Origin of the sequence: Aquabacterium sp., from assembly GCF_035476535.1 — a bacterium.
GTDB lineage: Bacteria > Pseudomonadota > Gammaproteobacteria > Burkholderiales > Burkholderiaceae_C > Pseudaquabacterium.
Genome location: NZ_DATILJ010000119.1, coordinates 1 through 11518 on the forward strand (window position 1 = coordinate 1; position 11518 = coordinate 11518).

The 11518-nt window shown below is 70.1% G+C and carries 11 protein-coding genes and 1 pseudogene; 4 read left to right on the forward strand and 8 right to left on the reverse strand.

The genetic code is table 11. From position 1 onward, the window contains the following. Window positions 1-502: PEP-CTERM sorting domain-containing protein (locus VLK61_RS12130; RefSeq protein ID WP_325421468.1), on the forward strand; the 502-nt coding region annotated here is incomplete at its 5' end. Here VLK61_RS12130 and VLK61_RS12135 read toward each other — a convergent pair. From VLK61_RS12135 to VLK61_RS12145, 3 genes and pseudogenes are all read right to left on the reverse strand, one after another. Continuing rightward, on the reverse strand, window positions 481-1614 hold the full coding sequence (locus tag VLK61_RS12135; protein WP_325421470.1) for an ABC transporter permease: 1134 nt from the start codon (window positions 1612-1614) through the stop codon (window positions 481-483). The genes VLK61_RS12130 and VLK61_RS12135 overlap by 22 nt on opposite strands. Window positions 1615-1673: 59 nt before the next feature. Further along, window positions 1674-2351 (reverse strand): annotated as a pseudogene (locus tag VLK61_RS12140) (ABC transporter ATP-binding protein); the annotation flags it as partial. A 4-nt stretch (window positions 2352-2355) separates the two neighbouring features. Then, the gene (locus VLK61_RS12145; protein WP_325421475.1) at window positions 2356-3324 is read right to left on the reverse strand and encodes an HlyD family secretion protein; all 969 of its coding nucleotides are present in this window, start codon (window positions 3322-3324) and stop codon (window positions 2356-2358) included. A gap of 191 nt (window positions 3325-3515) precedes the next feature. Here VLK61_RS12145 and VLK61_RS12150 point away from each other — a divergent pair, with 191 nt between their 5' ends. Then, entirely contained in the window at window positions 3516-4949 is a 1434-nt protein-coding gene (locus VLK61_RS12150) for an FAD-dependent monooxygenase (protein WP_325421477.1), read from the forward strand. Window positions 4950-4992: 43 nt separating this feature from the next. Here VLK61_RS12150 and VLK61_RS12155 read toward each other — a convergent pair whose 3' ends face one another. Beyond that, entirely contained in the window at window positions 4993-5961 is a 969-nt protein-coding gene (locus VLK61_RS12155) for a DNRLRE domain-containing protein (protein WP_325421479.1), read from the reverse strand. Window positions 5962-6030: 69 nt separating this feature from the next. Next, the gene (locus tag VLK61_RS12160; RefSeq protein ID WP_325421481.1) at window positions 6031-6648 is read right to left on the reverse strand and encodes a DVUA0089 family protein; all 618 of its coding nucleotides are present in this window, start codon (window positions 6646-6648) and stop codon (window positions 6031-6033) included. A gap of 300 nt (window positions 6649-6948) precedes the next feature. Between VLK61_RS12160 and metX the strand changes: the two genes are divergently transcribed. Both metX and metW read left to right on the forward strand, forming a co-directional pair. After that, window positions 6949-8085, forward strand: coding sequence for a homoserine O-succinyltransferase MetX (gene metX, locus VLK61_RS12165; RefSeq protein ID WP_325421484.1), 1137 nt, complete (start codon window positions 6949-6951; stop codon window positions 8083-8085). Further along, window positions 8082-8666: a methionine biosynthesis protein MetW gene (metW, locus tag VLK61_RS12170; protein WP_325421486.1), complete on the forward strand. Its 585-nt coding sequence runs from the start codon at window positions 8082-8084 to the stop codon at window positions 8664-8666. Before metX ends, metW begins: the two co-directional genes overlap by 4 nt. A 25-nt stretch (window positions 8667-8691) precedes the next feature. Here the strand turns inward: metW and VLK61_RS12175 are convergent, their stop codons facing one another. The 3 genes from VLK61_RS12175 to VLK61_RS12185 all read right to left on the reverse strand — a co-directional run. Further along, window positions 8692-9519: a YfaP family protein gene (locus VLK61_RS12175; protein WP_325421489.1), complete on the reverse strand. Its 828-nt coding sequence runs from the start codon at window positions 9517-9519 to the stop codon at window positions 8692-8694. A gap of 11 nt (window positions 9520-9530) precedes the next feature. Next, window positions 9531-10313 carry a YfaP family protein gene (locus VLK61_RS12180; protein WP_325421491.1) on the reverse strand — a complete coding sequence of 261 codons (783 nt, stop codon included), beginning with the start codon at window positions 10311-10313 and terminating at the stop codon, window positions 9531-9533. 23 nt (window positions 10314-10336) lie between these two features. After that, window positions 10337-11518, reverse strand: a 1182-nt coding sequence (locus VLK61_RS12185) for a DUF2300 domain-containing protein (protein ID WP_325421493.1), incomplete at its 5' end; no start/stop codon positions are given.

The following is an 11518-nucleotide window of genomic DNA, read 5'->3' on the forward strand; positions in this document are numbered from 1 at the left end:
CGCCGTCAGCGGCTTCTGGCTGGACTTCGGCAACGGCCTGCTGTTCACCCAGGGCGGCCCGCAGAGCTACAACAACGTGCAGACGCGCAACGACGGCACCGACTACGGCGGCCTGCCCTTCGACGGCTTCTATGCCTACGCACAATGGGATGCCAACGGTGCCGGCTACAGCTACACCGAGCTGGGCCTGTCGCTGCAATCGCTGCTGCTGAGCGCGCTGGGCAGCGAGAACCTGCCGGCCGGCCTGAACCTGAACGACTTCATCGACACCGCCGACCTGGCCGGCCACGATGTGGCCGGTGTCGACAAGCAGACCGCCGGCATCGAGTTCCATGCCGTCGGCCCTGTGACGGCCGCGTTCAGCACCCACCTGTACGGCGTGATCGACACCGCGACGGCGGTGCCCGAGCCGTCCACCTGGGCGCTGTTGGGCGCGGCCGGACTCGCTGCCTTCGCCGCCCGCCGACGGGTGCGGCCGGGTCAGTCCAGCGTCTGCCGATAACGCAACAGCGCCACGGTGCCGGCCACGGCCAGGAACAGCACCATCGGCCACAGCTCGGGCAGCACGTCGGCCGCGCCGTTGCCCTTGAGCAGGATGCCGCGCACGATGCGCAGGAAATGGGTCAGCGGCAGCACCTCGCCGATCACTTGCGCCCAGCCCGGCATGCCGCGGAACGGGAACATGAAGCCCGACAGCAGCATCGACGGCAGGAAGAAGAAGAACGTCATCTGCAGCGCCTGCAGCTGGTTCTTGGCCAGCGTCGAGAAGGTGAAGCCGACGCCCAGGTTGGCCAGCATGAAGACGCCGATCATCGCCAGCAGCAGCGTCAGGCTGCCGTTCATCGGCACCTCGAACAGCAGCGCCGCGGCGGCCATGATCACGCCGAGCTGGATGTAGCCGATCACCACATACGGCAGGATTTTGCCGACCATCACCTCGATCGGCCGCACCGGCGTGGCCAGCAGGTTCTCCATCGTGCCGCGCTCGCGCTCGCGGGTCATCGCCAGTCCCGTCAGCATCACCATCGTCATCGTCAGGATGGTGCCGATCAGGCCCGGCACGATGTTGTAGCGCGACAGGCCCTCGGGGTTGTAGCGGCGGTGGATGCGCACGTCGATCGGCCCGGCGCGCGCTTGCAGCGCCGCGAGCACGCCCTGCGCGTCGTGCTGCAGCGCCTGCGCCAGCAGCGGCTGCAGCGCGGCGATGGCATTGCCCGAGGCCGAGGGGTCGGTGGCGTCCACCGCGATCAGCAGCGGCGCAGGCTCGCCGCGCACCAGCCTGCGCGTGAAGTCCGGCGGGATCACGACCATGAACTGCACCTGGCCGCGCTCGAGTAGGCGTTCGCCCTCGGCTTCGCTGGCTGCCGTGTGGCTGATCTGGAAGTAGCCGCTGTTCTGCAGCGCCGCGCTAACGCTTCTGCCGAGCGGCCCGGTATCCTGCGCCACCAGCACCGTCGGCAGGCCTCTGGGATCGGTGTTGATCGCGTAGCCGAACAGCACCAGCTGCAGGATCGGCACGCCCACCGCCATCGCAAAGGTCAGCCGGTCGCGCATCATCTGCTGGAACTCCTTGATGAAGATCGCCAGCGTGCGGCGCCACGAGAACATCGTCATGCGTAGTTGTCCTGGGCCCGGTCGACCAGGCGCACGAAGGCGTCTTCCAGGTCGGTCGCGCCGGCTTCGGCGACGATCTGCGCCGCGGTGCCACGCGCCAGCAAGTGGCCGTAGGCGATGTAGCAGAGCTCATGGCAGCGCTCGGCTTCGTCCATGTAGTGGGTGGACACCAGCACCGTGATGCCTTGATCGGCGAGGCGGTGGATCTGGTCCCAGAACTCGCGCCGCGCCTTGGGGTCGACACCGGCGGTGGGTTCGTCCAGCAGCAGCAGCTGCGGTGCGTGCAGCAGGCAGGCGGCCAGCGCCAGACGCTGCTTCCAGCCGCCGGACAAAGTGCCGGCCAGCTGCTTCTGGCGCTCGACCAGGCCCAGGCGCTGCAGGGCCTCGTCCACGGCCTCGCGGCGCTTGTCCAGCTCGAACAGCCGCGCCACGAAGTCCAGGTTCTCGCGGATCGACAAGTCTTCATACAAGCCGAACTTCTGCGTCATGTAGCCGACCTGGCGCTTGATCTCGGCGCCGCCCTTGGCGATGTCCAGGCCCAGGCAGGTGCCCGTGCCCTCGTCGGCCTTCAGCAGGCCGCAGAGCATGCGGATCGTCGTCGTCTTGCCGCTGCCGTTGGGGCCCAGGAAGCCGCAGATGCGGCCGCGCTGCAGTTGCAGGTCGAGGTGGTCCACCACCACACGCTGGCCGAAGCGCTTCGTCAGGCCGCGTACATCGATGGCTAGACCGTTGGTCATGACGTCAGCCCGCCGCCCGCTGCACATCGACCGGCAAGCCCGGCCGCAGCCGCGCCGCGTCGGCCGCCGCGGCCGGTCGGGCCTCGACCATGAACACCAGCTTGGCGCGCTGGGCGTTCGAGTAGATCACCGGCGGCGTGTATTCGGCCTGCGTAGCGATGCGCGTGATGCGTGCGGCGATCGGCGCCCCGCAGCCATCGCAGCGTAGCCAGACCGACTGGCCCGGCGCCAGCGTCGCCACCTCGGCCTCGGCAACGAAGAAGCGCGCCTTCACCGCACCGGCGGGCAGCAGCGACACCACCGGTTGCCCGGCCGGCACCCATTCACCGGCGCGGAAGTAGGTATCGGCCACCTGCGCGGCCACTGGGGCTTGCTGGGTCTTTTGCGCAACGCGCCATTGCTGCTGCTTCAGCGCTTCGTCGGCCGCCATCGCCGTGGCGCGCGCGGCACTGCGTTCGTCGGTGCGCGCGGGCAACTGGGCGACCCGCAACGACGCTTCCAGTTCGCCGACCCGCGCGACGGTCTGCGCGACGGTGGCGGCCGCATCGTCGAGCCGGGAGCGCGAGATGAAGCCCTGGTCGGCCAGCTGTTGTTGGCGCGCCAGTTCGCTGCGGGCCAGCGTGGCCTGCGCACGGGCCTGGGCCAGCTGGGCGCGCACGACGCCCAATTCATCGTCGCGACGGCCGCTGTCGATGTTGTGCGCCTGGGCTTGCGCAGCCAACAGGCGGGCCTGCGCCTCGGCACGCGCCAGCTGCTCGGCATCGGCCTCCAGCGTGAACAGCGCCGCGCCCTGCGCCACCGGCTGCCCGGCCTGCACCGCCAGCGTGGCCAGCGTGCCGGCCAGCGGCGAGGCCACCTGCACATAGTCGCCTTCGACATAACCCGACCAGCCCGACGCCGGCGGCTGGGTGCAGGCCGCGCCGATCAAGGCCAGGCTGATGACGAGAAGATGCCTGACGCACAAATTGCTCATGCCCCCTCCGGCCATCGACGCTGAGGCGCCCGCATCGCACCCGGCTCAAAGGCCGGGCGGGCATCGCGGCCGATTGTTGGTCAGCCGACGGGGCATGGCAAGCCCGCCGCCCGAACCAGGGGGACGGCCGGCGCATCCAGGCGCGCGCCGGCGCCGTATGTCCGGTCACTCTTGCCGCCTGGAGATCCGCCATGACATCCCTCGATGCCCGCGCGCTGGCCGCGCTCTGCCTGGACGACGCTGCCGCTGCGGCCCCGGTCGGGCCACGCTGCCGCGCGGTAGTGATCGGCGCCAGCCTGGCCGGGCTGCTGGCCGCCCGCGTGCTGAGCGCACACCATGACGAGGTGCTGCTGCTCGAACGCGGCGAGCTGCCCGACGAGGCGCTGGGCCCGCGCAAAGCCACGCCGCACACTCGCCACACCCATGCGCTGCTGGCGCGCGGCCGCGAGGTCATCGAGCAGCTGCTTCCCGGCATCGGCGACGAATGGCTGGCCGCCGGCGCGCTGCTGGGCGATGTCGGCAGCCAGGCCGCGTTCTACGCCGGCCGCAAGCGTTTTGCGCAGCGCCGTGCCGATGCGATGGCGGTGTGCCTGGGCCGTGCGGCGATCGAAGGCGTCGTGCGCCGGCGCGTGCTGGCGCTGCCGCAGGTGCGCGTGGTCACCGGCGTCGAGGTGCATGGCCTGGTCGCCGATGCGCGGGGTGAATGCGTGCAAGGCCTGCGCTGGCGTGCCGCCCACAGTGAGGACGGCAGCGCGGCCGGTGTGCTGCGCGCCGCACTGGTGGTCGACGCGTCGGGCCGCGGTTCGCGGCTGCCGCGCTGGCTGACCGAGCTGGGCTGCAGCGCGCCGGATGAAGAGCAGGTGCAGTGCGACATCCGCTATGCCACCGCCTACCTGGCGCGCCAGCCGCACCATGCGCCGGGACTGGAGGCGGTGATCGGCGCGGCCACCGCCGACCACCCGCAGCCCAGCGTGCTGCTGGCGCAGGAAGGCCGGCGCTGGGTCGTGACGCTGGGCGGCTACGGCAACGACGCACCGCCGCTGGACCGCGCCGGTTTCATCGCGCGCGCGCAGCGCATGTCCCCCGAGTTGGCCGCGGTGGTGCGCGACGCCGAGTTCCTGTGCGAACCCTTCGGCTACCGCTTCCCGCACAGCCAGCGGCGCTACTACGAGCGGCTGCGCCGCCTGCCCGACGGCGTGCTGGCCATCGGCGACAGCATCTGCAGCTTCAACCCGGTGTTCGGCCAGGGCATGAGCGTGGCGGCCTGCGAGGCACTGGCGCTGCATGACGCGCTGCTGCAGGGCCGCGAAGGCCTGGCCAGGCGCTACTTCCGCGGCGCCGCGCGCAGCATCGACATCGCCTGGCAGACCGCGGTGGGCGCGGACTTGTCGATCCCCAGCGTGCAAGGTGAGCGGCCGTGGCCGATGCGCCTGATCAATGCCTATGTCGCGAAGGTCTTCGACGCCGCACAGACCGACGCCACGGTGGCGGTGGCGTTCCAGCGCGTGTCGCACCTGCTGGCCGCGCCGCCCAGCCTGATGCGGCCGGGCTTGATGTGGCGCGTGTTCACGGCAAGGCGGCGTCAGGGACCGGCGGCGTTGGTGGCCGATGCGCAAGTCGCGTAGCAGCGCATGGCGCGGTCACTGCCCGGGCGCGTCGCCTGCCGGCTCAGCTGGCGCTGGCGCAGACGACCCAGACGTTGATGTCGACGGGGAAGGTGTTGGTGTTGGCCACAAAGTTTGTCCAGGTCGAGTCGTTGGCCGGGTAGCTCTGGTGCGGGGTGACATTGATCTGCTGGTTGAGAGTCATGTTGCTGACCAGCTGGAAGCCGCCACCGAGCGCCCGCTTGCCGGTGGGACAGCTGACCGAATGCGCCGCCAGGAAGGTGGCCGGGATGGTGCGCGCCACCGAGACACGCTGATACCCCGAGACGCCACTCGCGCCGATGGGGCCCGGGATGCCCTGCGCGCCTTGCGCGCCGGTGGCCCCCGTCGCGCCGGTAGCACCGGTAGCACCAGTCGCACCGGTGGCGCCCTTGTCGCCTTTGTCACCCTTCGGGCCTTGGTCGGCCAGCGTGAGATCCAGGCGCGCCACATGCGCCGTCTGGGTGCTCTCCTTGCTGTCGAGGAAGACCACCGTGCCCGGCGCGCTCAAGGCCGGCGCGATCGCCAAGCCGTTGTTGCTGGCCGGGTTGCTGATCCAGCCCTTGACCTGGCTGGTGACGTCCACGGTGACGAACTGGCCGGCCGTGCTCACCGGCACGGTGATGCCGCTGCCTGGACCGCCCAACGCCGGTGCGGTCGTGGCCGTCACGGCGGCTTCGGACCACGGCGCGTACACGCTCTGCACTTCCACGGCACCGGCCGTGCCAATGCGGTTGACATAGAGCACCAGGCTGGCCTTCACGAGCTTGGCCGCGGTGGTGGCCGCCGGCAGCGTGCCAAGGTCGAACTTCAGCAACGCGGTGCCGCCGCCGCCGATGTTCAGCGTCGGCAGGCTGCCGAAGTTGTTGGCCGGCGAGGCGCTGCTGAGATGCGCGTCGGCGGCCAGCGGCGCGTCGAGCGCGTGGGCCGTGCCGGCCAGGGCCAGCAGTGCGGCAGCGGCGAACAGGCGGGGGGTGGATTGGCGGGTGGTCATGGTGGGGCTCCTGCGCCGTGTGCGGCGCGTGCTGGAAAGTCGTGGCATTAGGGGACCTGATGGGCTCGTTCACGAGCGGCGGCTGCGGCGCGTGGCGCCCAGCGCCAGCAGTGCTGCGGCCGCCAAACTCCAGGCGGCAGGCTCGGGCACCGCATGGCCTTCCAGCGTGAAGGCCCAGTCGCTGCTGCGCTGGCTGCCATCGACGTTGATGAACGAGCGCGAAGCGTCGCCCAGGAACCAGGTCCCGGTGTAGTTCGGCTGGCCGCTCATCGAGAAACCATCGGCCAGCGTGCCGCCGATCGGCAGATTGCCGTCCTGCGAGAGCACCAGGGTGTAGTCGCCGGCGCCGAGCTGCACGCTGAAGTAAGCGTCCCAGCAGAAGCCGGTGGCCGGGTCCGGCACGCCGCTGGCGCCGGCGCAGGCGTTGCTGCTGCCCACCGCCTGCTGCAGCAACCCGCCGGGGCCGAACAGCGACAGCACGCCGGCAAAGCCGCCGCTGGCCCAGGACAAGGTGCGCGCGTCGATCGTGCTGTGCTCGTGCAGCTGGAAGTTCAGCACGAACAGCTCGTCGTCGCTGGCCAGATTGCCCTGGTAGGTGCTCAATGCGGCCTGGGCGGCCGGCGCTCCCAGCACCGCGAAGGCCGCGAGGGCCAGCGCCAGGGTGCCTGCATGAATCCGTGGGTTCATCTCATCCGCTCCCGCACCGGTGAAGTGGTGCATCCGGCCGATGAGTGACCCAGGCCGTACCGCGGTTCCGGCGCCGGGCCGGCGCGATGCAGCGTTCAATCGGCTGCGTGACGCAATGCACGGCATTCCCCACCCCTGCATCCGCCAGGCTGCTGCCGGCATGCTGGCTATACTTCGCGCCTCCAGCGCCGATTTGTTCCTGATTGCGGGCGCTTTATCAAATGCCGCTAAAAGTGGGACGCCCGACCCGGTGTCCGCCTTGCAGCGGCGCCGGGTTTTCCTTTGGGGGCCGTTCCGACCATGGCATCACTGGGCCACGTCACACCGCAGACCATGCACTTCGCCGAGGCGCTGCCGCTGCAAAGCGGCGCCGCATTGGTGGGCTACGAGCTGGTCTACGAAACCTACGGCACGCTGAACGCCGACAAGCGCAATGCGGTGCTGGTGTGCCATGCGCTGAACGCCAGCCACCATGTCGCCGGCAGCTACGCCGATCAGCCAAAGAGCGAAGGCTGGTGGGACAACCTGGTCGGGCCCGGTGAGCCGCTGGACACCGACCGCTTCTTCGTCATCGGCATCAACAACCTGGGCTCCTGCTTCGGCTCGACGGGACCGATGCATGTCAATCCATCGACCGGCCAGCGCTATGGCGCGGACTTTCCGGTGGTCACGGTGGAAGACTGGGTCGATGCGCAGGCGCGGCTGCTGGACCGGCTGGGCATCACGCGTCTCGCGGCCGTGCTGGGCGGCAGCCTGGGCGGCATGCAGGCCTTGTCGTGGACCTTGCGCCACCCCGAACGCGTGGGCTACTGCATCGCGGTGGCCACCGCGCCGAACCTGTCGGCGCAGAACATCGCCTTCAACGAGGTCGCACGCCGCGCGATCATCACCGACCCCGACTTCCACGGCGGCCACTTCTATGCGCATGGCGTGATCCCGAAGCGCGGCTTGCGTGTCGCGCGCATGATCGGCCACATCACCTATTTGTCCGACGATTCGATGGAAGAGAAGTTCGGCCGTGAAATGCGCGCCGCCGAATTCGGCTACACCACGCAGGACATCGAGTTCCAGATCGAGAGCTACCTGCGCCACCAGGGTGACAAGTTCAGCGAGTATTTCGACGCCAACACCTACTTGCTGATCACCCGCGCGCTGGACTACTTCGACCCGGCGCGCGCGCACGGCGGCGACCTGTCGCGGGCCTTCGAGGTCGCGCGCGACAAGCAGTTCCTGATCATCAGCTTCACCACCGACTGGCGCTTCTCGCCGGCCCGTTCGCGCGAGATCGTCAAGGCCCTGGTCGACAACCGCATCGACGTCAGTTACGCCGAGATCGCCGCGCCGCATGGCCACGATGCCTTCCTGCTCGAAGATCCGCGCTACCACGGCGTGCTGCGGGCCTACTTCCAGCGCATTGCAGCGGGGTTGGCAGCATGAGCGAAAAACGGGAACTCGAAGTCATCGCGGCGCTGGTGCCCAAAGGCTCCCGCGTGCTGGACCTCGGCTGCGGCAGCGGCGAGCTGCTGGCCCATCTGCAGCAGCAGCGCGGCTGCACGGGCTACGGCATCGAGATCGCCGACGACAACGTGCTGGCCTGCGCGCGGCGCGGCGTCAACGTGATCCAGCTGAACCTCGAAGAAGGCCTGGCGCTGTTCGACGACGCCAGCTTCGACGTGGTGCTGCAGCTCGACACGCTGCAACACCTGCGCAACACCGAGAACATGCTGCGCGAGACGGCGCGTGTCGGGCGGCTGGGCATCCTGAGCTTCCCGAACTTCGCGCACTGGCCGAACCGGCTGTCGGTGCTGCACGGCAACATGCCGGTGACCAAGACGCTGCCCTACCAGTGGTACGACACGCCCAACATCCGCGTCGGCACGCATGCCGATTTCGAGGTGCTGGCGCGCAAGAACGGCCTGCGCATCCTGGACAGCTTCGGGCTGCATGGCGGCAAGCCGGTGCGGCGCTGGCCGAACCTGATGGCCAGCGTCGCGGTCTTCAAGTTCGAACGCCAGTAGTTGTTGGCTCCAGCCGCCTGATGCCTCAGCGGCTGGCTCGCACGAACGACCTCACCAGCGTCAGGTCGCCGATCTTGCGCATCGGCACGGTGAAGGTCTCGCGGCGTTCGGCGCCGGTGTTCTCGTCGAAGACCAGCGTGATGCGCGCGCTGATCACCGGTTGCTGGCGTGTGGCTTCATCGAAGTGGTAGCCGCCGGGGCCGAAGTTGCCCCAGTAGTTGACGTAGACGTGGTACGCGCCCGGCAGCGGCGCGGTGATCGAGAACATCTCGGGACCGGCGCCGTCGACGCTGTCGACATCCAGCCCGCCGCCATTGGCCAGCACCGGCTGGGCGAAGAAGGCATGGCCGCCATCGGGCGTGACGACATGCAGGTCCAGCTCGGCCTGCGGGTCGTCCCAGGCCAGGATCACGCGCACGCGGGCCTGCGTCTTCAGGCGGTTGGCTTCATAGAACTGCGTGCGCTGCAGCACTTTGCCGTCGGCATCGCGCAACTCGATGCTGTTGCTGCCGGCGCCGAAGGCATACGGCCGCGCATAACGCCCATCGTCCCCGGTGTAGAGCGGCATCGCATTGCCGTTGACCACCAGCGTCGGCGTGCGGCGCGTTGACTTCTGCTGGCGCAACTGGCCTTCGATCAGCGTGCGGCCGCGCTGGCCGCCGCGGTCGATCAGGTTGGCCGGGTAGGCGTATTCGACGCGCTGCGCATCGTCGGCCAGCCCGCCATGCACCCAACCGCCGGCCGGGCGTTCGAGCGGCCGTCCCTGGGCTTGTGCGCCGGCACCGGCACCGGCACCGCAGGCCGTCAGCAGCAGCGCAAGCTGCGTCAGGCGATGAAGCCGGCGTGCTGCCATGCCGGGGCCCGTCATGAGCCGATCAGGAACGAGCGCACCAACGTCAGCTCGCCTGGTTTGCGCAGCGGCACACGAAAGGTCTGCTGCTTCTCGCGCGGCGTGCCTTCCTGTTCGATCACGGCCACCTGCGCGACGGTGATCACGTCGCGCCGCTCGCCGGCGCCGTAGTAGTTGACATAGACATGCCAGTGCCCCGGCGGCGGGCTGGGGTGGGCAAAGATCTCGGGGCCGAAGCCGGTGGTCACGTCGACGTCCAGTGCGCCGCCGTTGGGCGCGACACGGTTGCCGTAGAACACATGCTGGCCGTCGGGCGAGACCACGTGCAGGTCGAGGTCAGAATTGTCGCTGTCCCAGCTGAGCACCACGCGCAGCCGCACGCCGGGCCGGTCGCGGTTGGCTTCGATGAACTGCACACGCTGGCTGGCGCCTTGCGCGCCGGGACCACGCACGGTGATGCCGTGCGAGCCGCTGCCGAAGGACCAGGGCCGCGCGAAGCGGCCGTCGTCACCGATCTCCAGCGGCAGCGCCACGCCGTCGACCACCAGGCGGCCGGGCTGGCGCGCGTCAGCGTCCTTGGCCTTGCCCGTCGCCACCGGCACTTTCGGCAGGTTCGCGATGTGGCCCTGGATCAGCGCGCCGGCACCGCGGTTGCTGTTCGCATTGACGCTGGCCGCCGGATAGTGCACTTCCTGCAGAAAGTCCTGCTGCTGCGTCGGCGACGCGCGCCAGCCGCCCATCGGCGTGCCGATCGTCACCTGCGCCCCGGTGGGCACGGCGATCAAGAGGCCTGACATCAAAACAACGCGTGTGAGTGACTTCATGAATCCGCCAGTGTCTGGGCCAGGCGTTCGACGAAGGCTTCGTCCTGGCCCTTGGGGTGGTTGCGGAAGGCCAGGTGCAGGTACTCGTGGATCAGCGTGACGCGGCCTTCGCGGCTGTGCCATTCCCGCAGGTGGATGCGCAGGCGGCGCTGGTCGGCAAAAGGCACGCCCTGCATCAGCTGGCAGACCTGCAATTCGGCACCGGGTGCTTCGTAACCGGGCTCGCCGCGCAGCCGGCTGCGCCAGCGCGCCTGGCGCTGGGCCAGCCAGGCAGTGGCCTGCGGCAACGGCGCGCAGTCGCCCAGGCGCTGCAGGCCGGCCATCGCGCCACCGGGAAAGGCCCGGCGCAGGATGGCCTCGAAACCCAGGCCGGCGCGGCTGGCGGCCACGGCCTGCTGCCAGCTCATCACGCCCGGGGCGGACCGGTCGACGTGGTAGCGCACGTCGGTGCCGGTCAGCACCAGGCCGGCGGTGAAGGCGGCGGCGGCGCGGGCCGCCTCGGTGGGCGGGTTCGGGCTCACGCGCTGCGCGCGGCTGTCGTCATCGACGCTGCGGCAGCCGCCTTGTTCCGCGCTGTTCTGCAGCAGCCAGCTGCGCGCGGCAACGGCCAGCGCGCGGGCGGCGGCGGTGTCGCGCGCGTCGCCTTCGCGGTCGATCACGCGGGCCACGTAGTCTTCCAGCGGCAGGCGGGCGTCCAGCTGCGGCACAGCGTCGGCCATGCGCAGCCGCAGCGCCGACTGGCCGCGCAGCGCCAGGCGCTGGCCGTTCACGAATCGCAGCGTGTGCGCACCGGGCTGCAGCGGGCCTTCGGCCAGCAGCCGGCGATCGTCGCGCTGCAGGTGGGCCAGCGGGTAGCGCGCAAACAGCCGCACGTCGACGCAGGGCTGGGCCTGCAGGCCGACAGCATCGGGCGCGGCGGTGAGGACCTGCTGCGCCTGCCACTGCGCGGCCAGCCAGGCGGCGTGCTTCGGCAGCGCGATGCGGCTGGTGCCGGCCGCGCCGAACCAGAACGGCGAGCCATCGGCCAGCCAGCCGGCCGCGCCGCCGATGCGCTGTCCCTGGCCATCGGTCCAGGACCAGGTCTTGAAGCGCGGCCCGCTGCCCAGCTGGGCCAGCACCGTGCTATCACGCAAGGTGTTCGTCAGCAAGGCCGCGCGTGCGGCCTGGCGCGCCGCATC

Excerpts from the sequence above, each read along its gene's own strand:
- VLK61_RS12150 (WP_325421477.1), top strand. The coding sequence starts at position 3,516 with ATGACATCCCTCGATGCCCGCGCGCTGGCCGCGCTCTGCCTGGACGAC.
- VLK61_RS12135 (WP_325421470.1), bottom strand. The coding sequence starts at position 1,614 with ATGACGATGTTCTCGTGGCGCCGCACGCTGGCGATCTTCATCAAGGAG.
- VLK61_RS12175 (WP_325421489.1), bottom strand. The coding sequence starts at position 9,519 with ATGGCAGCACGCCGGCTTCATCGCCTGACGCAGCTTGCGCTGCTGCTG.
- VLK61_RS12155 (WP_325421479.1), bottom strand. The coding sequence starts at position 5,961 with ATGACCACCCGCCAATCCACCCCCCGCCTGTTCGCCGCTGCCGCACTG.
- VLK61_RS12160 (WP_325421481.1), bottom strand. The coding sequence starts at position 6,648 with ATGAACCCACGGATTCATGCAGGCACCCTGGCGCTGGCCCTCGCGGCC.
- metX (WP_325421484.1), top strand. The coding sequence starts at position 6,949 with ATGGCATCACTGGGCCACGTCACACCGCAGACCATGCACTTCGCCGAG.
- VLK61_RS12145 (WP_325421475.1), bottom strand. The coding sequence starts at position 3,324 with ATGAGCAATTTGTGCGTCAGGCATCTTCTCGTCATCAGCCTGGCCTTG.
- metW (WP_325421486.1), top strand. The coding sequence starts at position 8,082 with ATGAGCGAAAAACGGGAACTCGAAGTCATCGCGGCGCTGGTGCCCAAA.
- VLK61_RS12180 (WP_325421491.1), bottom strand. The coding sequence starts at position 10,313 with ATGTCAGGCCTCTTGATCGCCGTGCCCACCGGGGCGCAGGTGACGATC.